We start from the raw sequence: 25,702 nt of genomic DNA on the forward strand, positions 1-25,702 counted from the left end.
AAAGGCCGGGAGACATCCCGGCCTTTCTCGTTCAGGATCTTCCAGACATGGTGGCGGATATTTTTCTCAAGTTTTTGGCGCCGATCGGAACGGTGGCAGGCTTTTATCTGCTGATCCGCTGCATCATGGGCCTCGCGCGGATTATCTCTCCAGATGTGCGGGAGCGCTTTCCTGCCGGCACGGATGCGAAGAGAGTGACCTTGCCAAGGGCGGGGCGTTATCTCATCAGCATCGTGGTTCCCCCGTTTACCTTCATCACCGGCACCACGCATTTTTCCGCACGCTTCGCCATCCTTGAAAGCGCGTCAGGCGCAGCGATCGAATATCACGGCTCGCGGTTTGCCGTGATGCAGGTCCAGCGAACCGACATGAGCGGGCGAAAATCCATCCCGCTTGGTCGTTTCGAATGCCCGGCACCCGGCGACTATGAGGTTCTCTGCCTAGACCCCGAAAAAATCCGTTCCGGTTTTCTGCTGGAAGTCTCACCACATGTATCGGCTTTGAAATTCGTGCCGCTCATTCTGAGCACGATTATTTCTTTCGCAATGGCCGGTGGAGGATTGATCTTTACCATCCTCTGGATAGCGGGAAAGGTCTGAGCGGCGAGGTGCTCGTTCATATTCCAGACAGCAAAAAAGCCGGGTGAAATTCATCACCCGGCTTTTTTGTTCAGAATTGAAAACCTCAGAAGGCCCTGTGGCGGCGGGCAAAATCCTCAAGATCGGCACGCTCCTTGCGGAGTTCTGCAATCGAAGACACGACTGTGGCGACAAACATGGCGCTGACCAGCCCGGCAAGAACTGTCATGATCAAGAACATCTCATAACTTTCCGGGCTTAAAAGCCTCAGTAGTAGGAGACGCCCTGGTAAGTACCGGTCATCTCCGTGTAATTGGTCGGAGCCGTATCGGACTTGTCGTTGTAAAGAGTGACAGTTGCAGTCATCATGACTGCGATCATTGCGGTCCATACGATGCTGATCATGGTGATCTTGTCAGGCATGGCCGAATTTCTCTTCGCAAACATCTCCGCAATTCCTTCTAATCTCCCAACGTGAAATGAGCACGCTGGTTCCGCATTGTTGAGGAAGTTTTAACACTCCCCCTCTGAAGCCTCCCTGAAGAGGCCGTTCATCTGGCGTTCAGGATTCAAATCTCTCTGGCGTCGTCGAGGTCCACGGTGAGGACGAGTTCGGCCAGAAGCGAAAGGCCTATGGCGGTGACGATGAGAACAACCAGCATGTTTTTACTCCTGCCGCAGGACGTTCGGGACCGTTCCTTTCCGTCTCTGCAGGATCGATAAAAACATGCCCCGCCTGAAACCCCCTTGAACGGTGCGTTCATTTGGCGTTCAGGCGGTGGCCGCCTTGCGATTGGCGGCTGTCCGTGACAAAAGGCGGTGACTTTATAATGGTTTTGGCACCCACAACGCTGAAGGCACGATGACCACTGCTTTTTATCCGGGATCCTTCGATCCGATGACCAACGGGCACCTCGATGTGCTTTTGCAGGCGATGAAGGTCGCTGGCACGGTCATCGTCGGCATCGGTGTGCATCCGGGAAAGACGCCGCTGTTCAGCTTCGAGGAAAGGGCAGAACTGATCCGCCACTCGTTGAGGCAGGCGCTGCCGGAAAAGGCGGATGGTGTTTCGGTCGTCAGTTTCGATGGTCTCGTCATCAATGCGGCGCGCGTCCATGGTGCCAGCATGCTGATCCGCGGCCTGCGGGATGGCACGGACCTCGATTATGAAATGCAGATGGCCGGCATGAATGCGCAGATGGCACCCGACGTGCAGACGGTTTTCCTGCCGGCCGGCATTGCATCGCGGCCCATAACCGCCACATTGGTTCGACAGATCGCCTCCATGGGCGGCGATGTCGGGGCTTTTGTGCCGGCGGCCGTTCTAGACGCCCTGAATACCAAGCTGAAACGCTGATCGTTTATCAAACGGAGCCCAGGATGAAACTTCTTCACCTTGCCTTTGCCGGCGCCATGATGGCCGCTTCCTTTACAGCCCCGGCGCTTGCCGCCGACGCTAACACCATGACCATCCAGCTTAAGGATGGCCCGGTCGTCGTCCAGCTCATGCCGGAACTGGCGCCGAAACACGTCAAGCAGATCAAGGAACTGGCGTCCAAGGGCGAATACGACAACGTCGTTTTCCACCGCGTCATCGATGGCTTCATGGCCCAGACCGGTGACGTTCAGTATGGTAAGCAGGGCGGCAAAAACTTTGCTCCGGCACGTGCCGGCATGGGTGGTTCGGAACTGCCGGATATCCCGGCCGAATTTTCCCGCACGCCGTTCGAGCGTGGCGTGGTCGGCATGGCCCGTTCGCAGAGCCCGAACTCGGCAAACTCGCAATTCTTCATCATGTTCACCAAATATCCGAGCCTCGACGGCCAGTACACGGTTGTCGGCAAGGTCGTGTCCGGCATGGAAAATGTCGACAAGATCAAGAAGGGCGCCGGCGGCAATGGCGAAGTCACCGATCCGGACCGTATGCTGAAGGTCACGGTCGGCAAATAAGCCGCCTTACGAAGACATAATACCGGGTGAAAACCCCAACCAAGGAGAAAGACATGGCCGAGATCAAGGATCCGGAAAACACCCTCATCATGGAAACCACCAAGGGCAAGGTCGTCATCCAGCTTCTGCCGGATCTCGCTCCCGAGCACGTCGCACGCATCAAGGAACTGGCGCGCGAAAAGGCCTATGACGGCGTTGTTTTCCACCGCGTCATTCCTGACTTCATGGCACAGACCGGCGACGTCAAGTTCGGCAAGAAGGGCGGCGAGAGCTTCAACCCGTCGCGCGCCGGCATGGGCGGCTCGGAAAAGCCGGACCTGAAGGCTGAATTCTCGGCCGTTCCGCATGTACGTGGCACCTGCTCCATGGCCCGTTCGCAGAACCCGAACTCCGCCAATTCGCAGTTCTTCATCTGCTTCACCGATGCTCCCTGGCTGAACAAGCAGTACTCGGTCTGGGGTCAGGTCATCGAAGGCATGGACTTCATCGACCAGATCAAGAAGGGCGAGCCTGTTCAGGATCCGGATTCGATCGTATCCGTCCGCGTTGCAGCCGACGCTGCTGCCTGATTTTCAGGATATTCGCTCTATCAGAAACGCCCCGGCGACGGATCGGGGCGTTTCGCTTTTTCTGAAAGGCCCGGACGGTGCGCGTAGACCTGTTCGATTTCGATCTTCCCGACGACAATATCGCATTGCGGCCGGCAAACCCGCGTGACAGCGCGCGGCTGCTCGTCGTCAAGCCGGCTCACGAACCCGAGCTTGCCGACCATGTCGTGCGCGATCTCGTGGATTTTCTGAAACCCGGTGATGCGCTTGTCTTCAACGACACAAAAGTCATCCCGGCGCAGCTGGAAGGCATCCGCCATCGCGACGGTGCCGGCGGCCAGCAGGTTTCGGCGACTTTGCACATGCGCACCGAACCGGATGTCTGGAAGGCCTTTGCCAAGCCGGGCAAACGCATCAAAGTCGGCGACCGCATCGAATTTGGCCATTCCGACGCCAATACATGTCTTGCCGGCTCGCTGATGGCGACGGTTGAAGAGAAGGGCGAGGGCGGCGAAGTCACGCTGCGTTTCGATCTCTCCGGCCCGGCGCTGGACGAGGCGATCATGGGCTCCGGCCATATTCCGCTGCCGCCCTATATCGCCGCCAAGCGGCCGGAAGACGAGCAGGACCGCAAGGATTACCAGACCATCTATGCCCGCGAGGAAGGTGCCGTTGCGGCCCCCACCGCCGGGCTACATTTCACCCCCGATCTGTTTGCGCGTCTCGACGCTGCCGGGATCGAACGACATTTCGTGACGCTGCATGTCGGAGCCGGCACGTTCCTGCCGGTCAAGGCCGATGATACCGACGATCACAAGATGCATCTGGAAATCGGCCATGTCAGCGCTGAGACCGCTGAAGCACTCAACGCGGTGAAGGCGAGGGGCGGGCGTATCGTCTGCGTCGGCACGACATCGCTACGCCTGATCGAAAGTGCGGCCTCCGACGACGGCCGTGTCCACGCCTGGAGCGACGCCACGGGCATATTCATCACGCCCGGTTACCGTTTCAAGGCGGTCGACCTGCTGATGACCAATTTCCACCTGCCGAAATCGACGCTGATGATGCTGGTCTCCGCCTTTGCAGGCCTTGAGACCATGCAGCGCGCCTATGCCCACGCGATCGAGATCGGCTACCGTTTCTATTCCTATGGCGATTCCAGCCTGCTGCACCGGATGCCCCGATGACCGAAAACTTTCAATTCACCCTGAAAAAGACTGATGCTGGCGCCCGTCTCGGCGAAGTCTCGATGCCCCGCGGCACGATCCGCACCCCGGCCTTCATGCCGGTCGGCACGGTCGGCACCGTCAAGGCGATGTATCTCGATCAGGTGAAGGATACCGGGGCCGATATCATTCTCGGCAACACCTATCACCTGATGCTGCGGCCGGGTGCGGAGCGCGTGGCGCGTCTCGGCGGCCTGCACAAGCTGATCCGCTGGGATGGCCCGATCCTGACCGATTCGGGCGGGTTTCAGGTCATGTCGCTGTCCGGCCTGCGCAAGCTCGATGAGCAGGGCGTGACGTTCAAAAGCCATGTCGATGGTTCGCTGCACCACATGTCGCCGGAACGCTCAATCGAGATCCAGGGGCTGCTGGGCTCGGATATCCAGATGCAGCTCGATGAATGCGTGGCGCTGCCGGCAGAGCCCCGCGAAATCGAGCGCGCAATGGAAATGTCGCTGCGTTGGGCCGAACGCTGCCGCGTTGCCTTTGGCGATCAGCCGGGCAAGGCGATGTTCGGCATTGTGCAGGGCGGTGATATCCCGGCGCTGCGTGTCCGTTCTGCCGAAGGCCTCAAGCAGCTCGACCTCAAGGGTTATGCCGTGGGTGGTCTTGCCGTCGGCGAGCCGCAGGATGTGATGCTGTCCATGCTGGAAACCACGCTGCCGGTTCTGCCGACCGAAAAGCCGCGTTACCTGATGGGCGTCGGCACGCCGGACGATATCTTGAAATCCGTGGCGCGCGGCATCGACATGTTCGATTGTGTCATGCCGACCCGTTCCGGCCGCCATGGCCTTGCCTTCACCCGCCGTGGCCGCGTCAACATCCGCAATGCCCGCCATGCGGAAGACATGCGCCCGCTTGACGAGGAATCGAGCTGCCCGGCCGCTCGCGATTATTCGCGCGCCTATCTGCACCATCTCGTCCGCTCGGATGAAGCGCTCGGCGGCATGCTGCTGTCGTGGAACAATCTTCACTACTATCAGGACCTGATGAAGGGTATCCGGCAGTCGATCGCTGAAGGCCGCTTTGAGGACTTTTATGCGGAAACGCAGGAAGCCTGGGCCAAGGGCGATATCGACAAGCTCTGAGGATATTTTTGGCATGAGCGGCGAGGACGAACAGGATCAACCGATCGGCGTCACGCCGCGCATGCTGTCCTGGGCGAAAAACTCCGCCCTCTACCGGTTGTCGCGGCGGATGATGTCCGAACGCGAACTGTCCGACGCCATAAAGCGCAAGGCGAAGCAGAAGTTTGAGGATATTTCCGAAGAACATCTGCAGGTTCTGGCGACGACGGCGCTGGAATTCGGCCAGACGCTCGGCGCGCTCAACGATCAGAACTATGCCGAAACAAAGGTTCGCTCCGGCGTGCGCAGCGGTCGGTCTAAGCGGATGATCCAGCGCAAGCTGCAGGAGAAGGGCATCGATTCGGAGACCGCCTCGATCGCCCTTGAGGATGCCGACGACGTTCGGGCGGCCTTGGCCTATGCTCGCAAGCGCGGGTTTGGCCCGTATCGACGTGACGAGGCGGACGAGAAGCGGCTCACCAAGGAGCTTTCGTCATTGGCGCGGCAAGGGTTCAGGCTGGATCTCTGCCGCCGCGTCGTTGCGCTCGATAGTGACGAGGCTGAGGAATTGATGGCGGGCGCTTTAATCTGATTAAGTGCTCTCTCTTCCGTCATTCCTGTGCTTGTCACAGGAATCCAGCAGCGCCGCGTCTGCGGCGCACTAGACTTGCGAACAGTCAACGCTAAGAAAGAGTTCTCTCGCCGCGCAGACGCTCGGTGGCTAGATTCCTGTGACAAGCACAGGAATGACGGAGGAGAGGCGGCGGCAAGACACAAAATCAGCCGCAGCGAGCAACCCGTCCCAACAAACCTAAATCCCCGTACTCGCGGTGTTTTTCAGCATCCGCACGCCGTTCACCTTGTAACTGCCGTCATCCATCAGCCGCATCTCGTAGATCGCCGTCCAGTCCTTGCCGCCGGGGCCTGATATCATCACTTCCTGCAACACCAGTTCACCGCCGCCGACCAGCTTGGAGCGGCCGAAGGCATAGTTGCCGGCGTGAAAGATAGCCTCGTAGTTTTTCTGCACCATCGCGAAGAAGCGATTCTCGTCCGGAAACAGCCCGCGAATGCCGGGCGAGGCGAAGGAATAGGCTTTGCCCGCATCCTGAGCCTTCATCGCGGCGATCTGTTCGCTGATGATGGCTTGCGCGTCAGCGACGGGGTCCTCCGCAAAGGCCGGTATGAGGGATGAGAGGAGGGCACACACTGCGACAAACATCGTTCTAACGTGCATCGGCTTTCTCCAGAGCGATGGACTAAGGCTAGCGCTATTTCAGAAAAGGTGAAGATGCGAAGGGGAAGTTTTCAATCGGAATTCCGTCATCGCCCGCCGTTTGTGTATGGCAGCCGTGCCCAAGGCTGTCTTGTCGCGTTCATCTTCCGGTGCGAATACGGTCCGACTTACTGATTCCCGGAATGATGACATGGCCACGCTTGCGCCGCCCGCGCTGATCTTCTTCTGCAATTCAATCCTGTTCGTTTCGCTGTTCACCCGCCTTCCGGCGATCCAGGCGGGTCTCGGCGTCGACAAGACGGTGCTGGGCCTTGCGCTGCTGGGTGCGCCGATCGGCACGCTGGTGGCGCTGATGGTCGCCGGTCGCATTACCGAACGGCTGACGCCACGGATCACCGCGCCGCTGATGCTGACCATCTGCGCCATCATCATGCCGCTGATCACCATTGCGCCGATCGCACCGTTCTTCCTGCTGTTCATCCTCTATGGCTTTTTCCGCACCATCATGGATGTTGCCGCCAACATGATCGCCACCGGCACGGAAAGGCGCACCGGCGTCAAAGTTCTGTCGCGCAGCCATGGTTTCTGGTCGGTCGGGCTGCTGATCGGTTCACTGGCATCGGGCTTCGTGGCGGCGCGGGAGGTTTCGCCTTTCATTCATCAGGCAACCGCGTCGTTTTTTGTCATCATCGCCTGTCTCATCATCCTGCGCATCACGCCTGTCGAGACATTGTCTCCCGACATAAAAACGGAAACGAAACGATCGACCATATTCGTGCTGCCGGACCGAACCATTCTGCTCGTCTGCGTCATGGTTTTCGGGATCTGTATTACCGAAGGCGCGATCTATGACTGGGGCATATTCTTTCTGCGTGAACGTGCCGGCGCAGACGCTGCCACTGCCGGCATCATCTATGCCTGTTTCACGCTCGGCATGGGGCTAACGCGGCTTTGCGGAGATTCGTTACGGCAGCGTTACGGAACGATGACACTGGTGCGCGGTTCTGCGACGATGGTGGTAATCGGCCTGATCGGCATGCTCATCACGCCCGGATTGATCCTCACCGGGGTGGCGTTTTTCGTGATCGGCTGTGGCATCGCGCTGGGATATCCACTGGCTGTCGCTACCACGATCGAGCGTGGCAAGGGCAAGCCGGCGGACAACCTCGCCGCCCTGTCATTGACCCTGATGCTGTCGACGATCGGCGTGCCGCCCGTCCTTGGTTTCGTTGCCGAAACATTTGGCTTGCTTGCGAGTTTTGCGGTGCTTCTGCCGTTTGCGGCGCTCAGCTTCTTCATGGCGCCGGTCTCGCAGGGGGAGCGGCCGGGCTTCCGGCCAAGCTGGCGCCGTTCAGCGCGATAACATGCGCGGCGCTGCCGTCGTTCTGGCGGCAGGGGCAGGGCGCCCGACGTGATAGCCTTGGGCGAAGTCGATATTCATGTCACGCAGGCACTGCAGCTGTTCTTCCGTCTCTACACCCTCGACGAGAATGTTGGGGCCGCGGTGACGGACCAGATCGACGATATCACGCAGCATGATACGGCCGCGCTCGGTGTCGATATCGTGCAGGAAGGATCTGTCGATCTTCACGGTATCGAAGTCGATCAAACGCAGCCATGACAAGCCGGCAAAACCTGTACCGAAATCATCGAGCCAGATACGGATACCGAGGGTCTTCAGGTCACTGATGCAACGCAGGACATCCGAGTGGATTTCCATGTCGAGGCCTTCGGTGATCTCGAAGGCGAGGCGGTTGCCCGACACGCCGGTTTCACCGAGAATGGCCGCGACGCTTGCCGCAAAACCAGGTGTGCGCAACTGGATCGGCGAAACGTTGACACTGACCACTTCGGCCTGGTTGGACATCAGCATCTCGCGGCAGACCGTGCGGATCAGCCATTTGCCGAGTTCAAGAATGATGCCGGTGCGTTCCGCGATCGGAATGAACAGGGTCGGCGAAATGGTGTCTCCATCCAGCGTTTTGAGGCGCATCAGAGCTTCGGCGGCGTCCTGACGGCCGCTCTTCAGATCGACCAGCGGCTGGTAAACCATCGATACAAGGTTCTGGGCGACGGCGATCTTCAGCAGCGCGGCGATATTCTCGCTTTCGTCGCTGGTATGCGGATCGTTCGGATCGAACACGCGCGCGCAATTGCGGCCATGTGCCTTGGCGCTGTAGAGTGCGCGGTCTGCCTCATGGATCATCTTTTCCAGCTTGGCGCCGATATGGTCGCGCGTGAAGGCGGCACCGACGCTGACCGTCACGATGGCGGTGCCGTCGCGCCGCTCGACATGCGGAACACCCAAGCTTTCGATCGTGGCCCTGATCTTTTCCGCCAGCGCCGCGACATCGGCGCGGCTGTCTACGCGGGCAAGTACGATGAATTCCTCTCCGCCATAACGGCCGATCGAACCGCCATGTGGTTCCACAGCTTCGCGAATGGTGTTTGCGACCGTGATCAGGCAGTGGTCACCCTGAATATGGCCGTAACCGTCATTATATTTCTTGAAGAAATCGACGTCGACGAGCATGGCGGCAAAACCGCGGCCTTCGCCCTGCCATTCGTTCCAATAGGTGCGCAGGCGCTGGTCGACGGCGCGGCGATTGTCGAGCCCGGTCAGATAGTCGGTGTTCGACATGCGGAGCAAGGCGGCGCCGCGCTCGTTCGCTTCCGTCTGCCGCAGCTTGGCTTCATGCGCATTCAGGAAGACGTGGTAGCGCTCCACATTCAGCTTCCAGTTCACATAGGAGGTGAACACGAAGCAGGACAGATAGAAGGTGGTGAACGCAAATGCATAGGCACTGTCGAGCGGGAAAAAGAACAGCAGAGATGTCAGAAAGGACGCAAGGATCGCCCCGGATGCCACCATCGACAGCAGGAAGGGGAAGTTGAAGAACAGGTTGGCTCCCATCATGAAGATGGCGCCGAAGATCATGTAATACGACAGGCTTTCGCTATGCGTGGTGTGCAGGGCCGGCACCAGCCACGCGGCGTACGCGACGACCAGCGCCACGGCACTGGTGCGGTCCAGCCAGCGGGCAGGCACTTTCAGCACCACCAGGAATTCCAGTACCGCAAGAGACAGCACGGAAACGAGCAGGCGCGCCAATGCGGTCTGCACCGCCACATCCGGTATCATCAGAAAATCGGTGGCCGAATATCCGAGATACGAAAGAACAGCGATCCAAAGACCCTTGCGGGTGGCGCTGGCGCGGGCCTTTTCATCGTTCTCGCGATAAAGCGCACGCAGCTCCCAAGAACTCGGTCGCTCGACCGACTTCTGAAGATCCGTTTCGATGGCGTCAGCGAATGTGTGCTTCATGCACTGTCCTATAAAATATGGCCCATTTCGGAAATTCTGAATTCCCTAACAGAACCGACAGTGAACCGGCAGATTCGTTCCGCGCTACAGCTCACATCCCGTAAATTTACGGGTTAGGCACTTAACTTTTCTTGAATCATCAACGGTCAAGGCGACCAATGTGTCATGCATGGATTTTGATAGTTAATCATTAATGCAATTCTATGGTGCGTTTTTAGATGTATCGTGTTTGATTGTGGTCGTTAATAATTCATTCACGTTAGCAGTGGGGTATGTCACGTGAACCAAATTAAATTGCAATTCGACGGCCATAGTCTCATCACGCCGAAACAGATCGCCGATGAAATGTCCATCGAAAAGGCGGACAATTTCGACAGCCAGCTTGCCGCGGGGAAGGGCGAAGTGGCGCTTCTGCTGGAGCTTGCTCGCCAGCAGTTCGACAGAAACGACAATCCGACCGCCATCATCGACAAGATCACACTGTCGCTGCACGATTTGCGTGGACGGCTGCACCAGAGCGTCTGGCAGGAACTGGTTCCGTTGATCCAGAACCATCCCGTCGCGGCCTATTTCCTTGAAGATCCGCTGACCCGCTGGTCGTGGGACAAGCCGCGCGGTTATTCCGGCGATGCCAGCCTGCTCGACCTGATCTATCGCCATGAATGCGTCTCGGACATGATTGCTGCGGCGTCCGAACGCGGCAAGGCCCTGTTCGAATATTCGAGCACTGCACCGTCCTCCCAAGCCAACTGGGACCGACGCGACATTCTCGCCCGCTTCGTCGACGAAGTCGCGGCGGAAAAGGGGCCGGAAACGGAAGTGCTCAGCATCGCCGCCGGCCATCTGCGTGAAGTGGAATGCTCTGAAGCTGCTAAGAACGGCGGCCTGAAGCGTTACGTCGCGCTCGATCAGGACCCGGTCAGCATCGGCACGATCACCCGCGATTACACCAAAATGGGCGTGGAAGCGATCGACGGTTCGGTGCGCCAGATCCTGGCCAAGCGTATCGAACCGGGACAGTTCGATCTCGTCTATGCATCGGGTCTTTACGATTATCTGGTCGACAAGGTGGCGATCAAGCTCACGCAGCGTGCGCTCGACATGCTGAAGCCGGGCGGCACGTTCCTGTTTGCCAACTATTCCTATCCGATCGTTGTCGACGGTTACATCGAGACCTTCATGAACTGGCAGCTTCTGCTGCGCTCGGAAGCCGACATGTGGAACATCATCAATGCCTGCAAGAATGATGGTCACGATTACGAAACCAGCGTGTTCTTCGGCAAGAACCGCAACATCGTCTACGGCGTCATGAAGCGCAAGGACTGATCGTTTTTGGCGGGCCGAGGAACTTGCCCGCCACGCCTCCAGCCGCCGCGCGTCCTGCTCACGTCGCGGCGGTCAGTCTGGCCTCCGTCAGATCGATGTCTCTAACGATTTTTCGTGCGGTCTCTTCCGGAATTTTTCGCGCCCGCACCATTTTGAATACCTGCTCGCGCTCGGCTCGAGCCGCTGCAAGACGCAGCACCCGCTCGATTTCCTCGAGCTTGCGGATCTGATTGCCCTCGTCTTCCGTGTTCGAACGTCCATCAATGCGCTGGCGGTAAAGCTCCATCAGCCGGGAACCGACCTCCGAATACAGATCGGCATCGTTACGGCCTTCGCCCATGCGGTGCTGGGTGTCCTCGATCGCCTTGATCGCGGCTTCTGCAGCGGCAATGCGGGCCTCGTCCTCTTCTCGCTGATGCGAGGGTTCGGGTGGCAGTTCGAGATTTTTCAGCAGGAAGGGCAGTCCGACGCTTGCAACGATCAGCGAAACGATGATGACGCCGGCAGCGAGAAAGATGACCAGATCGCGGGCAGGGAAGGGCGAGCCATCGTCCACCACCAGCGGCAGTGTCAAAATACCGGCAAGCGTGATGGCGCCCCGCACACCGGCGAGCGATGTCGCCGCCACCAACCGCCAGCTGGGTTTATGGATTACCTGCCCCTTGCGGGCGGCCCGGAACAGGGTGAAGCGCAGCGATACCCACACCCAGACAAGACGCAGGACAGCCAACGCGACATTGATGGCGAAAACGTAAAACACCAGCCAGATCGGATCGAGGTGGCCGGTTTCGCTGACGACCTTGGCAGCACCGGAAATGATGCCCGGCAATTGTTCGCCCAGCAACACGAAGATGATGCCGTTCATGGTGAACTGGACCGTGTCCCAGACGGCAGCGCGGCGCACGCGGGTGACGGCCAAAACCTTGCCGCGGGCTTCCTCGTAGCTCATGGCGATACCGGCGGCGACAGCCGCCAGAATACCGGAGCAATGCAGATGTTCGGCCGCCAGATAGGCCCCGAACGGGATGAGAATGCTGATGAGGATCTGCGAGCCGGTCTCCTCGCCGAGTTTGCGCGAGACGAGATCCTTGAAGCGTGTCACCGCCAGCGTCACTGCAAGGCCGATGGCGATGCCGCCGAGTGCGACATAAAGAAACGTCAGAACCGCATCGCCGGCCGAAAACGTGCCGCTGACCGTCGCCGCCACGGCAAAACGCATGCAGACAAGGCCGGACGCGTCATTGAGCAACGATTCGCCTTCGAGAATGTGCATCAGCCGCTTGGGGATCGGCACACGGGCGGAAATGGCCGAAACGGCGATCGGATCGGTCGGTGACAGGATTGCGGCAAGCGCAAAGGCGACGGGCAGGGGGATGGCGGGCACCAGCCAATGCACGAAAAATCCGATACCGAGAACGGTGAACACTACAAGTCCCAGCGCCAGTTCCAGAATGGTGCCGCGGTCGTGAAACAGGCCTTCCTTGGGGATACGCCAGCCATCGAGAAACAGAAGCGGCGGCAGGAACAGCAGGAAGAACAGGGTGGGATCAAGCGTGACGGCGGAACCGGTGCCGATGGCAATCAACGCGCCAAGCGCGATCTGTACGAGCGGCAGCGGAATGGCAACCGGAGACAGCCGCGCCAGCATGCCGCTGATGACGACCGCAAGCAGCAGAAACAGCGAGATCGTCACGCCATCCATCTGAAAACCTTTCGAAAATATACAAATCGCGAGCCAGCGAGGGCGTCGAACACCGCAATGACTATGAAAACAGGTTCATGCCGCTCTCTATAGCGGCCACGGCATGACGCTTATGATCCTTCGGCCGCCATTGATCAACCGCAAGTCGGAAAAGTCTTCGGAAACGTCAATGGACTGCGGGCATTACGCCGCTCTGTGGAGCAAGGCTTGTGGTCCTGATCACCTGCTGTCGGTATCAGGGCAGGGTGCCCGCCTCGTCCGCGCCAGCCGGGACATCATAGCAAAACGGGCACCCGTGAGTGCCCGTCTCATTCGGCTTATCTGCTTTTATAGATCAGACCGACTGACTCAGCGCATCAACGGCCAGAATAGCGTCCGCCACTTCCTGTGCGGTAAAATCGGAGCGCAGATTGCGCAGCGTGTCGGCCTCGCTATTGGCAAGTTCGCCGACCTTGATCAGGTCTTCGCGGCTGACGCCTTCCAGATGCAGTTCCTTCAGCGTCGTCGGCATGTCGATCATGCGATAGAACTCGATATATTCGGCAATCTCGTCATCCGGGCGCTGTTCCAGAACCATATGGGCGAGGGTGCCGTAAGCGACCTTTTCCCCATGGGTGAGGTTATGGATTTCACCGTGGAGCGCGGTAAAGCCATTGTGGATGGCATGCGCGCCGGCAAGGCCGCCATTCTCGAAACCGAGACCGGAGAGCAGCGTGGAGGCTTCTACAACGGCTTCGACTGCGGGCGTGACCAGTTTCTGCTGCACGGCCTTGTAGGCGCTGAAACCGTAGGTGAGCAGCGTCTTTTCGCAGGCTTCGGCAATCGCCATGCCGGCAATGGAAGACGCACCGCCGACCATGGTTTTTGCATTGGACCGCTGCACGGCAAGTGCTTCGACATAGGTCGCGAGACCGTCGGCGATGCCGGAGGCGAAGAGACGTGCCGGCGCCTGCGCGCAAATCCAGGTATCGACCAGAACGAGATCCGGGTTCTTCGAATAGAAGCGATATTCCTCGAAGACACCGTCATCAGAATAGATGACGGAAAGCGCGCTGCAGGGCGCGTCGGTGGAGGCGATGGTCGGGACGATGACGACCGGCTGTTTCAGTTCGTCGGCAACCGCCTTGACGGTGTCGAGCGTCTTGCCGCCGCCGAGACCGACAACAACCTTGGAGCCGGCCTTGCGCGCCGCATCGGCAAGCCGTCTGATCTCGTTGACCGAAGCTTCGCCGGCAAATCCTTCACGCGTGTATTGGGTCTTTCCGCTGACGGCGGCCTCAACCTGTTTGCCGATAAGGCCCCAGACGATGTCGTCGGACACAAGGAAGGCATTGTCACCGAACTCTGCCAGATAGGTCCCGAGTTCCGCAATCACGCCGCTGCCCTGAACATAACGGCCGGGTGATGCAAAAATACGTTTCGTCATCTGTCTCTTCCAATCTGTTTATCGATAAAACAACAAGCGACATATCGACCCGCCGTGATGTCAACTCAATGACATAGCGCAAACTTGATCGGGTGAGCATTGCGGAGCGGGGCGCGCTTCATCCTTGAAACCACCCGGCCACACAGGTACATTCGATAATCTATATTATGGAACTTATTGATTGATGCCCGCGATCAGATAGTTGCCTTGGAACGGTTATCCGCCACCTCAAACTTTAGCTGGCGATGTCCAGTTCGATCTCGAAACTCAGGCCGTCATAGGCCGGTTCGACATTATCCGGCGTCACGCTCATCACCGCGTCATAATCCAGCGGCGTGTGCATGTGTGTAAGAATGGCGCGCTGTGGCGCCAGACGCTCGATCCATTCCAGAGCCTGCTCAAGTGACAGATGGCTTGGATGCGGCTTGTATTGCAGCGCGTCGATGATCAGCATGTCGAGACCACCAAGCCTGTCGATGCTCTCAGCCGGGAAATCGCTCACATCGCTGCAGTAAGCCACATCGCCGATGCGAAAGCCCAGCGAATGGATATCGCCGTGAACCTGGCGATGCGGCATGAAAGCTATCGGGCCCCCGGCGCCGTCGATGACGATCTCGCTATAGGGCTGCTCGATCATTCGTGCGATAGCAATCGGCGGATAGCTGCTGCCTGCCGGCGTCTCCAGGCAATACCCAAAACCTTCGCGAATGCGCTCCAAGGTCTCGGCGTCCACATGGATCGGTACGCGGTGATGCCGGACGAGAAAATAACCGCGCAGGTCATCCAGCCCATGAAAATGGTCGGCATGGGCATGGGTGTAAAGCACGGCGTCGAGATTTGCGACTTTAGCTGCGATCATCTGAGCGCGGAAATCCGGGCCGGTGTCGATGACCACCGTCGTCCTGCCGCCATCCGGGCCGATCTGCTCGACCAGCATGCTGGCACGCGTGCGGCGATTCTTCGGATTGTCGGGATTGCAGGCGCCCCAGTCACCGTTCAAACGCGGCACGCCCGGAGAAGACGAGCAGCCGAGAATGGTGAAACGACGCCTGTAAGCCGCCACGATCAGAGCCTCGGCATCTTGGAGAAGCAGCGGAAGGCATTTTCTGTCGTGATATCAGCCATTTCGGCATAGCTCAGGCCATGTACTTCTGCCAGAACTTCTGCCGTGTTGACCACATAGGACGGCTCGTTGCGTTTGCCGCGCCAGCGTTTTGGCGCCAGGAACGGCGCGTCGGTTTCGACCAGCAAACGATCGAGCGGCACGGTTTTGGCAATCTCGCGAATGTCTTCCGATTTCGGAAAGGTCAGAATGCCGGAGAAGGACACGTAACCGCCAAGTTCGACACCGACACGAGCCAGTTCAGCACCGGAAGAGAAGCAGTGCAGGATGAAAGGGAAGCCCCCCTTTCCGCTTTCTGCCTTCAGGATTTCCGCCATGTCCTCATCGGCGCTGCGGCTGTGAATGACCAGTGGCAGGCCGGTTTCGCGGGCCGCTGCGATATGGCGCAGAAGTCCGGTTTTCTGATCGGCCGGTGTCTGCGTGTCGTAAAAATAGTCGAGACCCGCCTCGCCGATCGCCACGATCTTGTCGTGAGAATTGGCGAGCCGCACGAGGTCTTCCGTCTGGATATCCAGTTCCTCGCCGGCATTGTTGGGATGCGTCCCGACGGAACAGAAAACGGACGGATATTTTTCCGTGATCGCCAGCAGCGTATCGAGTTGTGCGACGCGGGTGGAGATGGTGACCATCTGCTTGACGCCGCTCGCGTGAGCGCGGGCGATGATATCGTCGCGCTCAGCTTCGAATTCGGCGAAATCCAGATGGCAATGGGTATCGATCAGCATGCTTTTCGCCTTATGCGCCGGCAGCCGGCGCGACATAACGCGGGAAGACCGGCGTCGGCGCTTCCAGCACCGTGCCCGGCACCAGACGGCCCGCCTCGCCCAGCGCGGCAAAGTCACGGCTGTCGGCCGGTGCGGCCACCAGATCAAGCAGCTTGGTCGCCGATGTCGGCATGAAGGGCTGCAAGAGGATGGCGATCTGGCGCACGACTTCGGCCGTCACGTAAAGGACAGTGCCCATGCGCTCGAGGTCGGTCTTCTTCAGCGCCCAGGGCTCCTGGCTCGCGAAATAGCGGTCTGTCTCGGACACCACGGCGATGATCGCCGCCACGGCCTTGTGGATCGCCTGCTTGCCCATTTCCTCGCGGCAGACGGCCAGAAGCGCGTCGGCAGCGGCCAGCATCGCCTTGTCTTCCTCGGTCAGTTCACCGGGCTGCGGAATCTGCCCGTCGCAGTTCTTGACGATCATGGACAGCGAGCGGCTGGCAAGGTTGCCGATGCCGTTGGCGAGATCGGCATTGATGCGGATACCGATACCTTCCTCGCTGCAGAAACCGTCCTGCCCGAAGGAGATTTCGCGCATCAGGTAATAGCGGATCTGGTCGAGGCCAAAATGTTCGATCAGTTCGAACGGATCAAGCACGTTGCCGAGCGATTTCGACATTTTCTCGCCGCCCTTGGCCAGCACGAAACCATGCGCGAACACCCGCTTGGGCAGCGGCAGGCCAGCGGACATCAGGAAGGCCGGCCAGTAGACCGTGTGGAAACGGATGATGTCCTTGCCGATGATATGCGCATCGGCCGGCCAGAATCTTGCAAGCGGGCCGTTTTTGTCGGTCAGGTAACCGATTGCCGTCAGGTAGTTGGTCAGCGCATCGACCCAGACATACATGACGTGTTCGGGATCGTTCGGAACCTTCACACCCCAATCGAAGGTTGTGCGCGAAATCGACAGGTCACGCAGGCCCGACTTGACGAAGGAGATGATCTCGTTGCGGCGTTCGGACGGACCGATGAAGTCCGGCTGCTCCTCATAGAGTTTCAGCAGGCGATCCTGATATTCCGAGAGTTTGAAGAAATAGCTGGATTCTTCCACCCATTCGACCGGTGTGCCCTGCGGTCCGTAACGCACGCCATCGGCGCGCACTTCGGTCTCGTCTTCGCCGTAATAGGCTTCGTCGCGCACCGAATACCAGCCGGCATAGCTGTCCTTGTAGATATCGCCGGCATCCGCCATCAGCTTCCAGATCGCCTGGCTCGCCTCGTGATGGCGCGGCTCGGTGGTGCGGATGAAATCGTCGTTCGAGGCGTTGAGAACCTTGCCCATCTGGCGGAATTCATTCGAATTGCGCTCGGCCAGTTCTTCCGGCGAAATGCCTTCCTTGCGCGCCGTCTGCTGCATCTTCTGGCCGTGTTCATCCGTACCGGTCAAGAAGAACACATCGCGGCCGTCGAGGCGCTGGAAGCGCGCCATGGCATCGGTGGCGATCAGCTCATAGGCGTGGCCGATATGCGGCTTGCCGTTCGGATAGGAAATGGCGGTGGTGATGTAATACGGCGTCTTTTCGGACATGGCGGCGGCACTCTACAAATGATCAGATTTGACTGCCGCTCTTAAAGCAAGTTTCCGCAATGCGAAACAGCTACTTTCCCGCAACGCGCCCGCGCGTTACCCACGAACCTCTTCGAGGATGGAGATGATCGTCTGCTTTCGGTCGAGATTGTAGGCCTGACTGATGCCGATACGTCCGCCGATTTCACTCGACAGTTTTGCCGCGCGGTCGGCGCCGGCAAGATCACCGGCAAGAGCGGCGCTGCGTGCCCGGTCGACCAGACTTTCCGTCAGATGCTCGATGAAGAAGCCGAACAGAACGTCGTTATCCTTTCCCGACAACACGTCCGCGAGGCGGTGCATGGCTTTTCTGGCCCCTGCCCCTTGCGCTTTCTGAACGTCTTCGAAGGCCTGGATGATATCATGGCCACCGTAATTCGTCAGTTTCAGCGCCTGCGCGACACTGCCCTTGGCCAATGACGGTATGTCCTGCGCCATACGGCCACCATCGAGCGGCGAACCTAACGCGGCCAGCGCGAGACCGAGATTGTCGTCGGAAAGCGGTTGAAGACGGAGCGGCAGGCAGCGCGAACGGATGGTGGGCAGCAGTTTTCCCGGTGCATGCGACAGCACGAGGAAGAGCGCGCGTTTTGGCGGCTCCTCCAGGATTTTCAGAATGGCGTTGGCGGCATTGCGATTGAGATCATCGGCCGGATCGATGATGACGATACGCCAGTTGCCGGAACCCGACGTCTGCGAAAAGAAATGGCCGGCGCGACGCACCTCATCGACGGTGATCGCCGATTTCACTTTTCCGGTCTTTTCGTCCACCGGCCGCGTCAGATGCAGGAGATTGTGAGACGCTCCGGCGATGATCTGGCGGCTGACCATCGAAACGGGATCGGGAACGGACATGCGTTCCGGCGCTTGGTTCGGCTCGGGATGGCTCAGCACATGATTGGCGAAACGGAAGGCGAGCGTCGCCTTGCCGATGCCTTCCGGCCCTTCGATGAGGATGGCGTGGTGCCCCTTGCCCGATCGATAGCCGCGCGCCAGAAAATCCTCTGCCTCGGTATGGCCGAAGAGATTTGTATTGCGCTGGGGTGCAATGGCGCCATCGAGCACACCAAAACCCTCGCCGCTCATGATACGCGTTCCACGCTTTTTGCGGTCGCGCCATGACGCGCCAACAGATCGTCGGCGATGCCGGCGATTTCGGCGGCAATCTCCTGCTCCGATCGATCGGCGTCGACGACGCGGCAGCGTTCCGGCTCGTTTTCGGCGATCTCCAGATAGGCCTCGCGCCGCTTTTCGTGGGTTTCCGTCTGCTCGCGCTCAAAACGATCCGGCTCGGCATTGCGGTCGATTGCGCCACGGCGGCGCCCTGCCCGCGCCAAGCCGATCTCGGCCGGCAGATCGAGCACGACGGTGAGATCCGGCATCAGCCCGTCAATCGCCGCCTGTTCAAGCGCCGACAAAAATGCCGGTTCGAGATTGCCCGTAACGCCCTGATAAACGCGCGAGGAATCGATGAAGCGATCGCAGAGAACGACGGCACCCCGTGCCAGTGCCGGACGGATGATCTCCTCGACATGATCATTGCGTGCGGCGGCGAAGAGGATTGCTTCCATGCGCACCCCGAAAGCCTCGGCGGCACCGGACAGCAGGACATGGCGAACCGCTTCGGCGCCTTGCGAGCCGCCGGGCTCACGCGTCACCACGACCTCAAGGCCGCGTTCGCGAAAATGGTCTGCGAGGCGGCGGATCTGCGTGGACTTGCCACTGCCCTCACCGCCTTCGAAACTGACAAAAAGTCCGGCCGATCCTGCCACTCTGCTTTCGCTCTCCTGGTGGCGCAGCGGCGCCTTTTCTGTCCGCGTCCAATCATGACGCGTTGCGCCGTCTTACCCCAACTCACGGCAGCTTGGAACCGCAATGACGGCAATCAACAGAGGGAAAGCCCGTCAAAGCCAGAAGAACATCATCTCCATCAATGCGTCGGTTGCTTGCGAGAACAGCGAACCGGTGCCGACTGCAGAGGCCGTGTAAAGCGGAACGTCACGCAACAGACGGTCACCCGAATAGATTTTCAGCATGCCGACGTCCTGCCCTTCGACGACAGGTGCGCGCAACGGCCAGCGATAGACGATACGGGCCGAAAGGCGTTCGGGATTGTTGGCAGGAACATAAAGCTCGATAGGTCCTTTGGCGACGAGATCGACGCGGCCCTGATCGCCGCCGTAAACGCTTGCCTGACCAACCGATTCGCCGTCTTTGAAGACGATCTTGTTCTCGAACGAGGTCAGCCCCCATTCCAGCACACGTTTTGCTTCCTCGGTGCGTTCCTTGTCACTGGCAAGGCCGCCCATGGCGAGAAACAGCCGGGTGCCGTTGCGCTCGATCGACGCCACGATCGCAAAACCCGAGCCTTCGGCAAAACCTGCGCCAAAACCATCGACACCGATATTCAGGGACAGAAGCGGGTTCTTGTTGCGCTGAAAAATCTTGTTCCAGGTGAAATCAGGCTGTTTGTAGAGACCATAATAGTCCGGGTAACTGGTCTGGATATGGCGGGCGAGTTCCACCATATCCCGCGCCGTGGTGCGGCTTTCGGCATCCGGCATGCCGGTGGAATTGCCGAAAATGCTGCGGCTCATACCGAGATCCTTGGCCCGATCCGACAGTCTGGACGCGAACAACGCATCCGATCCCGCCATGCCTTCGGCGAGAATCATCGCGGCATCATTGGCATTCTGGATGACGACGCCCTTGACGAGATCCTCAACGCGGACTTCCGAGTTAAGCGCCGCAAACATCGTCGCGGTTCCGGACGGCGCGCCGCCCTTGCGCCAGGAATTTTCGGACACGCGGTAGGTTGTGTCGGGGGTGATTTCGCCCTTCTTCAACGCCTCGAATACCAGATCCATGGTCATCAGTTTGGCGAGCGATGCCGGCGGAAAGGACTGATTTTCGTTTCCGGACAACAGAACCGTGCCCGATTTCGCCTCGACCATGTAGATCTGCTTGGCCTTGGTGGCAAAGATCGGCGCGGCGTCGCCGGGACCGGCCGCCAGTACGTCAGATGCGCCTGCAGAAAAGGTCAGGAGCGCCAACAAGGTGATGCGCGTCAGCATGCTGGATCCCCGGAAAAATGCATGATGAGAAGATATTCCGGATTGCTAACAAGGTGGCCGAGGCAGCGCAATCTGCGGTGGCCATCAACTGTTCGTTTTCGACAGGGCTTTGATGGGCAGGGCGGCAGATTTGCACCACCCCGCCTTTTGCTGAGACCTCAAATCGACGCGGCAGACCCAGTGTCGGATCAGCGACGAGGCGACCGCGGCAGCGTGCCGGCATCGAACGAGCGGGCCTGAGCTTCAAGCGTATGTTCGCCATATTGCGCCTGCGGCATGGCGGAAGCCGACCGGGAAACAGACGGCGCGGCATAAGCCGTCATGACGCCACCGCGCGGAGCGGGTACCGGGCCGACGAACGGCAGCTCGGCAAAACCCTGCACAGCTTGCGACGCCACGCTCTGGCTGGAGAGCATGCCTTGCGTGGAGGACGCCGCCTGCGCCTGAACGGCCGCCAGCGCGGCGGATGTCTTCGAAGACGGACCGGTTGGCGTGCGACCGGCAAGCGCCATCGGCGACGGTGTCGGGACGGACGAACCGTAGCTCTGCAGCTGATCGCCAAAGCGTTCGTTGGAAGCCACCATCACGCCGGTTGCGATCTGACCTTCCGGACGGATGCCCGGAATACGATCGCCCTTGCGAACATAGGAGGCCATCAGGAACGGCATGTCGTGACCATCCATACGGGCACGGCCGACATATTGTACATTCACATTGCCGGTGCCGGTGCGCTTCATGTCGAGCATGTCGGCAGCCTGACTGGACACATCGATGATGCGGCCGGGATGATACGGGCCGCGATCGTTGACGCGCACGATGACCGAGGAACCGGTATCGATATTGGTGACGCGGGCATAACTCGGCAGCGGAAAGGTCGGATGCGCGGCAGACAGATGGGTGGAATCGTACACTTCGCCATTGGCCGTCAGACGACCGTGGAAAGCCGAACCATACCAGGAGGCCAGACCGTTCTTGTTGTAGTTCGGATCTTCCTTCGGAACGTAGGTCTTGCCCTTCACCTGATAGGGATTGCCCACCATGAAGCGACCGCCACCCTTGGGCACAGCCTTGCCGTCAGCAACCACACGCGGGCTCGCTTTGACGCCATATTCCTTCTCGGAGAAATATTCCTTGCTGCGCTGTTTTTTAGGCTCAGGCTTGGAGGTTGCGCAGGACGCAATGCTTGCGCACGCCATCACGATACCGAGCCATCTGGCACCCAGAACAAGCTTGCTGTTTTCTGAATTCAATTTTAGGTCCCGCCGCTTTCGGGCCATCCCCAATCCCGTTTGGAGACAGGCCCCATGCAGTTCCGCGCGCCGCGCGCGTTGCCGCCTGTTGATCGCGCTGTATTTCTGCCTGCAAGATGGCAAAATTGCGAATGAATTCTGTGGACTAGGTGAAATACCGGACAACATGGTTAAGGATCGGTTTATTTGCACGGAAAGCACCCGGCGGCGCCGTTCGCTTCAGTTTGGCACGCGCGCCCCGAAACGATCCATTTTTCCGCTTCCTGCACCGCGCTTTTGTTCCTGGATCATGGACAATTAAAAGTGGCGAACTACTTCCTTGTGGTTACCACCAACCAGAACAGTTTTGGAGGAACTGCCTATGAACAGAAACGTCATTGTCGGAATAGTCGTCGTCGTGGTCATCGCGCTTGCCGTATGGATGTTCATGCCAACTTCGAACGCGCCGACCGGCACCACGTCTGCACCTGCCACGCCGCCGGCATCGAGCACGGCCACACCGCCCGCCTCGCCTGCCCCGGCTACACCAGAGCCGGCAACACCGGCGCCAGCAACGCCCGCACCTGCGAATTAAGCCACCCGCAAGAACGGGAAATGGCAAAGGCTGCCGGCTCGGAGGAGAGCCGGCAGCCTTATTTCATCCGCCGTTCCATCAGCGCAGTGCGCCGGTCGCCAGGGCCCGCTGGATGCCACGAACATCCGCACCCTTCTTCAACGTTTTCGCGATTGGCGTATTGCTGCCCGACACCCAGATCTTCAACTCCGAATCGAGATCGAACGTGCCGGCGGTTTCCACAGAGAATCGGGTGATCGCCCGGTAGGGTATCGACATGTAATCGACCTTGCTTCCTGTCAGCCCCTGAATATCGACGAGAATGACCCGCCACTGGGTAAAGACGAAAAAATCGCGAATGACCTTGAAGGCCAGTTCCGGGACCTCGCCGTCTATCAGCACGCCACTCAATCGCTTGTTCAGATCGGCAGGATCCACGGAAGAACCGTGACCAAGCAGCCCGTCAAAAATACCCATGATGCCCTCTGGATTAAGCCCAAGCCTGAAGACATAGGCGAGCGACATCCTAAAACAAGCCGGCGCGATGCGCACAGATGATCATGTGTTGGGGATGTGGCGGAAGAGGTGTCCGTATAACACGAGAAAAATCGCCGCTCACCAACACATTGAATGTTATGCGGAAACCGAATTAATCGCTGCGATTACATAGACTTACTGTTCTCGACGTCATTCTTATTGTGTTTTATTGCGTCCTTTCATATTCCACAAAATAGCGGTATATCCGATGAATATTTGTGGAAAGGATGTGGTCAATGTCCACTGGACGCAAGAAGACGATCAATCGACTGTCCGACCGAGAAATTCAGGGCCTTCCTCTCTCGAAAAAGATTCACGATGGCGGCGGCTTGTATGTCTTTGTCAGCAATAAGGGCAGCAAGAGCTTTGTCGTCAGATACACCTTTGATGGAAAGCCGCGAGAAGACGGGATTGGCGCTTACCGTGAGAAGGTTGGCGGAAAGTTCACGCTCGGTATCACGCTAGCATCTGCGCGCGAGGTCGCGACCAAATATCGCGTTCTTGTTTCTGAAGGCAAAGACCCACGTGTTGAAATGCGAGGTGAGAAACCTCCTGCTCCAGAGGCTCCCGTCGAGACAACTGACGATGATCGGAAGACGTTTGGCTATGCGGCGGACGAATATATCAAAAGTCATGAATCCGAATGGCGCAACGCGAAGCACCGCCAGCAGTGGGAAAACACGCTAAAGACATACTGCAAGCCAATATGGTTGAAGGACGTGGGCCAGATCACCTTGCACGACGTGAAAGACATCCTTCAGCCAATATGGGCCGGGAAGAACGAGACAGCGGCACGTGTGCGAGGACGGATGGAGTCTGTCTTTGGTTATGCTCAGACGATGGGATGGCGTGAGACAGCCAATCCCGCCACGTGGAAGGGCAATCTTGCTAACGTGCTAGCCAAGCGTCAAAAGCTACAGCGTGGGCGGATGAAGGCCATGCCTTACGCCGAAGCACCGGCGTTCTATCAGAAGCTCAGTGATCACGATGGTAACGGCGCTAGGGCGCTCCAATTTGCTATCCTCAATGCATCAAGGTCTGGCGAGGTCCGACTAGCAGAATGGGACGAAATCGATACCAAGAAGAAACTCTGGACGATACCTGGAGAGCGTTTGAAGCGCCCGGTAATCGTTGAGGGCAAACCACAGCCCCATGTCGTGCCGCTGTCACGGCAAGCCCTAGGGATTCTTGCCTCTCAGCTTGAAGCCCGAAAAGAAGATGAGTCGCTTGTGTTTCCCGGCACGAAGGAAAACAAGCCATTGTCCGATATGACACTCTCAGCAATCCTGCGTCGGGATGAATTGCCATTCCATGTACACGGCTTCCGTACGTCGTTTAGGAATTGGGCAGGGGCAGAAACAAATGCCCAATTTGAGGTGGTGGAAAAGTGCCTTGCCCATGCGATCGGTAACGAAGTGACACGCGCTTATTTTCGCGATGAGCTTCTAGAAAAGCGCCGCGAGCTGATTGCCGCATGGGCCGATTATCTAGCAGTAAAGTCTGGCACGGAATAATTTCATCCCAGAGACTTGCAGTCCAACGGCATGTGGGATTGCGTTGGCTCCAGATGGCTTGCTTTCAAGTATTCTTGTGATATCGAATGACTATCTGGGGTTGATGTATTGCTGGGGGAAGCATGCGATTTGCAGGTAACGTAATTTGGTTTGTATTCGGCGGCGCTGTAACGGCGCTGATCTGGCTTGTGGGGGCCGTAGTTTTTGCGGTCTCAATAATCGGACTGCCGCTAACACGATCCGCAATCGAGATGGCGAAAATGTCTGCTTGGCCGTTCGGTAGGGAGGTCGTTCACATTCGCGAGCTTGATGGCAAAAGGCTATCGGCAGGAACAGCCATGACAGGGACGATAGGCTTCATATTCAACGTGATATGGGCGTGTACGTTTGGGATAGCTCTATTTCTCTCTTACTTGCTTTTGGGAGCAGTCTATTGCCTGACGCTGATTGGCATCCCGCTCGGGCTTCAGTGCTTTAAGCTCGCAGGCATCTCACTTTGGCCTGTTGGCAGGCGCGTCGTGACTAAAGAGCTTGCCTATGCAGCCAGAACCGATGCCGCAAGCCGTTCGCTAGCTGCCTATCGCGCCTAGGGCCTATCGATCCGAATTGACCACTCGTTCCATATTTCGTCAGCCTTTTCGGAGCCTTCAATTGTTTCAGCAATGTGAAGCGATGTGCGGCCAATGAGCAGGAGTGGGATTGAAAGGCAAAAAGTCAGAGTAGTGAGGCCTAAAAATATGATGGCCCCTACTGGCGGATCAGAATAGCGGTCGGAATCTTGGCTCAATATAACGAGAGTAGCGATGCCGCTTGCGAAAGGGGACGCTATAAATAACCCGATCCCCCAACGGCCAGCTTCGGTGAATTTATGTTTCGTTTGAACGATGATTTTCTTCATGACCCTATCCCTCTCAAGTTGTGAGAGTATAGAA

27 protein-coding genes are annotated in these 25,702 nt (G+C 58.5%); 11 read left to right on the plus strand and 16 right to left on the minus strand.

Annotated features, from left to right (window positions below; translation table 11 throughout):
* Window positions 1–47: 47 nt before the first annotated feature.
* Window positions 48–599 (plus strand): hypothetical protein, encoded by a 552-nt coding sequence (locus ACRQ1B_RS06435; protein WP_432292812.1) that lies wholly within the window; start codon window positions 48–50, stop codon window positions 597–599.
* An 85-nt stretch (window positions 600–684) separates the two neighbouring features.
* On the opposite strand, the gene ACRQ1B_RS06440 is transcribed toward ACRQ1B_RS06435, so the two are convergent.
* A complete protein-coding gene (locus ACRQ1B_RS06440; RefSeq protein ID WP_432293886.1) occupies window positions 685–813 on the minus strand; it encodes a hypothetical protein in 129 nt (42 codons plus the stop codon).
* A 32-nt stretch (window positions 814–845) separates the two neighbouring features.
* On the minus strand, window positions 846–1,001 hold the full coding sequence (locus tag ACRQ1B_RS06445; RefSeq protein WP_432292813.1) for a hypothetical protein: 156 nt from the start codon (window positions 999–1,001) through the stop codon (window positions 846–848).
* A gap of 439 nt (window positions 1,002–1,440) precedes the next feature.
* Between ACRQ1B_RS06445 and coaD the strand changes: the two genes are divergently transcribed.
* The 6 genes from coaD (at window position 1,441) to ACRQ1B_RS06475 (ending at window position 5,961) form a co-directional block, all read left to right on the plus strand.
* Window positions 1,441–1,935, plus strand: coding sequence for a pantetheine-phosphate adenylyltransferase (gene coaD, locus ACRQ1B_RS06450; RefSeq protein WP_432292814.1), 495 nt, complete (start codon window positions 1,441–1,443; stop codon window positions 1,933–1,935).
* A 23-nt stretch (window positions 1,936–1,958) separates the two neighbouring features.
* On the plus strand, window positions 1,959–2,528 hold the full coding sequence (locus ACRQ1B_RS06455) for a peptidylprolyl isomerase (protein ID WP_432292815.1): 570 nt from the start codon (window positions 1,959–1,961) through the stop codon (window positions 2,526–2,528).
* Between the two features lie 53 nt (window positions 2,529–2,581).
* Window positions 2,582–3,097 carry a peptidylprolyl isomerase gene (locus ACRQ1B_RS06460; protein WP_432292816.1) on the plus strand — a complete coding sequence of 172 codons (516 nt, stop codon included), beginning with the start codon at window positions 2,582–2,584 and terminating at the stop codon, window positions 3,095–3,097.
* A gap of 77 nt (window positions 3,098–3,174) precedes the next feature.
* A complete protein-coding gene (gene queA / locus ACRQ1B_RS06465; protein WP_432292817.1) occupies window positions 3,175–4,263 on the plus strand; it encodes a tRNA preQ1(34) S-adenosylmethionine ribosyltransferase-isomerase QueA in 1,089 nt (362 codons plus the stop codon).
* Window positions 4,260–5,390 carry a tRNA guanosine(34) transglycosylase Tgt gene (gene tgt / locus ACRQ1B_RS06470; protein ID WP_432292818.1) on the plus strand — a complete coding sequence of 377 codons (1,131 nt, stop codon included), beginning with the start codon at window positions 4,260–4,262 and terminating at the stop codon, window positions 5,388–5,390. The genes queA and tgt overlap by 4 nt, the downstream gene beginning before the upstream one ends.
* A 13-nt stretch (window positions 5,391–5,403) precedes the next feature.
* A complete protein-coding gene (locus ACRQ1B_RS06475; protein ID WP_432292819.1) occupies window positions 5,404–5,961 on the plus strand; it encodes a regulatory protein RecX in 558 nt (185 codons plus the stop codon).
* A gap of 219 nt (window positions 5,962–6,180) precedes the next feature.
* On the opposite strand, the gene ACRQ1B_RS06480 is transcribed toward ACRQ1B_RS06475, so the two are convergent.
* Entirely contained in the window at window positions 6,181–6,606 is a 426-nt protein-coding gene (locus ACRQ1B_RS06480) for a DUF4864 domain-containing protein (protein ID WP_432292820.1), read from the minus strand.
* Between the two features lie 190 nt (window positions 6,607–6,796).
* Between ACRQ1B_RS06480 and ACRQ1B_RS06485 the strand changes: the two genes are divergently transcribed.
* Window positions 6,797–7,969, plus strand: a complete 1,173-nt coding sequence (locus tag ACRQ1B_RS06485) for an MFS transporter (RefSeq protein ID WP_432292821.1) — start codon at window positions 6,797–6,799, stop codon at window positions 7,967–7,969.
* On the opposite strand, the gene ACRQ1B_RS06490 is transcribed toward ACRQ1B_RS06485, so the two are convergent.
* Window positions 7,958–9,931: a putative bifunctional diguanylate cyclase/phosphodiesterase gene (locus tag ACRQ1B_RS06490; RefSeq protein ID WP_432292822.1), complete on the minus strand. Its 1,974-nt coding sequence runs from the start codon at window positions 9,929–9,931 to the stop codon at window positions 7,958–7,960. The genes ACRQ1B_RS06485 and ACRQ1B_RS06490 overlap by 12 nt on opposite strands.
* Window positions 9,932–10,210: 279 nt before the next feature.
* Between ACRQ1B_RS06490 and ACRQ1B_RS06495 the strand changes: the two genes are divergently transcribed.
* Window positions 10,211–11,257, plus strand: coding sequence for a class I SAM-dependent methyltransferase (locus ACRQ1B_RS06495; protein ID WP_432292823.1), 1,047 nt, complete (start codon window positions 10,211–10,213; stop codon window positions 11,255–11,257).
* Window positions 11,258–11,315: 58 nt separating this feature from the next.
* Here the strand turns inward: ACRQ1B_RS06495 and ACRQ1B_RS06500 are convergent, their stop codons facing one another.
* From ACRQ1B_RS06500 to ACRQ1B_RS06550, 11 genes are all read right to left on the minus strand, one after another.
* Entirely contained in the window at window positions 11,316–12,959 is a 1,644-nt protein-coding gene (locus ACRQ1B_RS06500; protein ID WP_432292824.1) for a Na+/H+ antiporter, read from the minus strand.
* A 334-nt stretch (window positions 12,960–13,293) separates the two neighbouring features.
* Window positions 13,294–14,385, minus strand: a complete 1,092-nt coding sequence (locus tag ACRQ1B_RS06505) for a glycerol dehydrogenase (RefSeq protein ID WP_432292825.1) — start codon at window positions 14,383–14,385, stop codon at window positions 13,294–13,296.
* Window positions 14,386–14,620: 235 nt separating this feature from the next.
* Window positions 14,621–15,448, minus strand: a complete 828-nt coding sequence (locus tag ACRQ1B_RS06510; protein ID WP_432292826.1) for an MBL fold metallo-hydrolase — start codon at window positions 15,446–15,448, stop codon at window positions 14,621–14,623.
* A gap of 2 nt (window positions 15,449–15,450) precedes the next feature.
* Window positions 15,451–16,233 carry a TatD family hydrolase gene (locus ACRQ1B_RS06515; RefSeq protein WP_432292827.1) on the minus strand — a complete coding sequence of 261 codons (783 nt, stop codon included), beginning with the start codon at window positions 16,231–16,233 and terminating at the stop codon, window positions 15,451–15,453.
* A gap of 10 nt (window positions 16,234–16,243) precedes the next feature.
* Window positions 16,244–17,803: a methionine--tRNA ligase gene (gene metG, locus ACRQ1B_RS06520; RefSeq protein WP_432292828.1), complete on the minus strand. Its 1,560-nt coding sequence runs from the start codon at window positions 17,801–17,803 to the stop codon at window positions 16,244–16,246.
* A gap of 96 nt (window positions 17,804–17,899) precedes the next feature.
* Window positions 17,900–18,928, minus strand: a complete 1,029-nt coding sequence (locus tag ACRQ1B_RS06525; RefSeq protein WP_432292829.1) for a DNA polymerase III subunit delta' — start codon at window positions 18,926–18,928, stop codon at window positions 17,900–17,902.
* Window positions 18,925–19,614 (minus strand): dTMP kinase, encoded by a 690-nt coding sequence (gene tmk, locus ACRQ1B_RS06530; protein WP_432292830.1) that lies wholly within the window; start codon window positions 19,612–19,614, stop codon window positions 18,925–18,927. The genes ACRQ1B_RS06525 and tmk overlap by 4 nt, the downstream gene beginning before the upstream one ends.
* A gap of 132 nt (window positions 19,615–19,746) precedes the next feature.
* Entirely contained in the window at window positions 19,747–20,916 is a 1,170-nt protein-coding gene (locus ACRQ1B_RS06535; protein ID WP_432292831.1) for a D-alanyl-D-alanine carboxypeptidase family protein, read from the minus strand.
* A 188-nt stretch (window positions 20,917–21,104) separates the two neighbouring features.
* Window positions 21,105–22,193, minus strand: a complete 1,089-nt coding sequence (locus ACRQ1B_RS06540) for a septal ring lytic transglycosylase RlpA family protein (RefSeq protein ID WP_432292832.1) — start codon at window positions 22,191–22,193, stop codon at window positions 21,105–21,107.
* A 270-nt stretch (window positions 22,194–22,463) separates the two neighbouring features.
* On the minus strand, window positions 22,464–22,664 hold the full coding sequence (locus ACRQ1B_RS06545; RefSeq protein WP_432292833.1) for a hypothetical protein: 201 nt from the start codon (window positions 22,662–22,664) through the stop codon (window positions 22,464–22,466).
* A gap of 154 nt (window positions 22,665–22,818) precedes the next feature.
* Window positions 22,819–23,196: a PH domain-containing protein gene (locus tag ACRQ1B_RS06550; protein WP_432293823.1), complete on the minus strand. Its 378-nt coding sequence runs from the start codon at window positions 23,194–23,196 to the stop codon at window positions 22,819–22,821.
* A 296-nt stretch (window positions 23,197–23,492) separates the two neighbouring features.
* Here ACRQ1B_RS06550 and ACRQ1B_RS06555 point away from each other — a divergent pair, with 296 nt between their 5' ends.
* Window positions 23,493–24,770, plus strand: a complete 1,278-nt coding sequence (locus tag ACRQ1B_RS06555; protein WP_432292834.1) for a tyrosine-type recombinase/integrase — start codon at window positions 23,493–23,495, stop codon at window positions 24,768–24,770.
* A 122-nt stretch (window positions 24,771–24,892) separates the two neighbouring features.
* Window positions 24,893–25,360 (plus strand): YccF domain-containing protein, encoded by a 468-nt coding sequence (locus ACRQ1B_RS06560; RefSeq protein ID WP_432292835.1) that lies wholly within the window; start codon window positions 24,893–24,895, stop codon window positions 25,358–25,360.
* Here ACRQ1B_RS06560 and ACRQ1B_RS06565 read toward each other — a convergent pair.
* A complete protein-coding gene (locus ACRQ1B_RS06565; protein ID WP_432292836.1) occupies window positions 25,357–25,668 on the minus strand; it encodes a hypothetical protein in 312 nt (103 codons plus the stop codon). The genes ACRQ1B_RS06560 and ACRQ1B_RS06565 overlap by 4 nt on opposite strands.
* Window positions 25,669–25,702 lie beyond the last annotated feature (34 nt).

The organism is Endobacterium panacihumi (assembly GCF_050847465.1).
GTDB lineage: Bacteria > Pseudomonadota > Alphaproteobacteria > Rhizobiales > Rhizobiaceae > Neorhizobium > Neorhizobium panacihumi.

Excerpts from the sequence above, each read along its gene's own strand:
- ACRQ1B_RS06435 (WP_432292812.1), top strand. The coding sequence starts at position 48 with ATGGTGGCGGATATTTTTCTCAAGTTTTTGGCGCCGATCGGAACGGTG.
- ACRQ1B_RS06445 (WP_432292813.1), bottom strand. The coding sequence starts at position 1,001 with ATGCCTGACAAGATCACCATGATCAGCATCGTATGGACCGCAATGATC.
- coaD (WP_432292814.1), top strand. The coding sequence starts at position 1,441 with ATGACCACTGCTTTTTATCCGGGATCCTTCGATCCGATGACCAACGGG.
- ACRQ1B_RS06455 (WP_432292815.1), top strand. The coding sequence starts at position 1,959 with ATGAAACTTCTTCACCTTGCCTTTGCCGGCGCCATGATGGCCGCTTCC.
- ACRQ1B_RS06460 (WP_432292816.1), top strand. The coding sequence starts at position 2,582 with ATGGCCGAGATCAAGGATCCGGAAAACACCCTCATCATGGAAACCACC.
- tgt (WP_432292818.1), top strand. The coding sequence starts at position 4,260 with ATGACCGAAAACTTTCAATTCACCCTGAAAAAGACTGATGCTGGCGCC.
- ACRQ1B_RS06475 (WP_432292819.1), top strand. The coding sequence starts at position 5,404 with ATGAGCGGCGAGGACGAACAGGATCAACCGATCGGCGTCACGCCGCGC.
- ACRQ1B_RS06480 (WP_432292820.1), bottom strand. The coding sequence starts at position 6,606 with ATGCACGTTAGAACGATGTTTGTCGCAGTGTGTGCCCTCCTCTCATCC.
- ACRQ1B_RS06485 (WP_432292821.1), top strand. The coding sequence starts at position 6,797 with ATGGCCACGCTTGCGCCGCCCGCGCTGATCTTCTTCTGCAATTCAATC.
- ACRQ1B_RS06490 (WP_432292822.1), bottom strand. The coding sequence starts at position 9,931 with ATGAAGCACACATTCGCTGACGCCATCGAAACGGATCTTCAGAAGTCG.
- ACRQ1B_RS06500 (WP_432292824.1), bottom strand. The coding sequence starts at position 12,959 with ATGGATGGCGTGACGATCTCGCTGTTTCTGCTGCTTGCGGTCGTCATC.
- ACRQ1B_RS06505 (WP_432292825.1), bottom strand. The coding sequence starts at position 14,385 with ATGACGAAACGTATTTTTGCATCACCCGGCCGTTATGTTCAGGGCAGC.
- ACRQ1B_RS06515 (WP_432292827.1), bottom strand. The coding sequence starts at position 16,233 with ATGCTGATCGATACCCATTGCCATCTGGATTTCGCCGAATTCGAAGCT.
- metG (WP_432292828.1), bottom strand. The coding sequence starts at position 17,803 with ATGTCCGAAAAGACGCCGTATTACATCACCACCGCCATTTCCTATCCG.
- ACRQ1B_RS06525 (WP_432292829.1), bottom strand. The coding sequence starts at position 18,928 with ATGAGCGGCGAGGGTTTTGGTGTGCTCGATGGCGCCATTGCACCCCAG.
- ACRQ1B_RS06535 (WP_432292831.1), bottom strand. The coding sequence starts at position 20,916 with ATGCTGACGCGCATCACCTTGTTGGCGCTCCTGACCTTTTCTGCAGGC.
- ACRQ1B_RS06540 (WP_432292832.1), bottom strand. The coding sequence starts at position 22,193 with ATGGCCCGAAAGCGGCGGGACCTAAAATTGAATTCAGAAAACAGCAAG.
- ACRQ1B_RS06550 (WP_432293823.1), bottom strand. The coding sequence starts at position 23,196 with ATGGGTATTTTTGACGGGCTGCTTGGTCACGGTTCTTCCGTGGATCCT.
- ACRQ1B_RS06555 (WP_432292834.1), top strand. The coding sequence starts at position 23,493 with ATGTCCACTGGACGCAAGAAGACGATCAATCGACTGTCCGACCGAGAA.
- ACRQ1B_RS06560 (WP_432292835.1), top strand. The coding sequence starts at position 24,893 with ATGCGATTTGCAGGTAACGTAATTTGGTTTGTATTCGGCGGCGCTGTA.
- ACRQ1B_RS06565 (WP_432292836.1), bottom strand. The coding sequence starts at position 25,668 with ATGAAGAAAATCATCGTTCAAACGAAACATAAATTCACCGAAGCTGGC.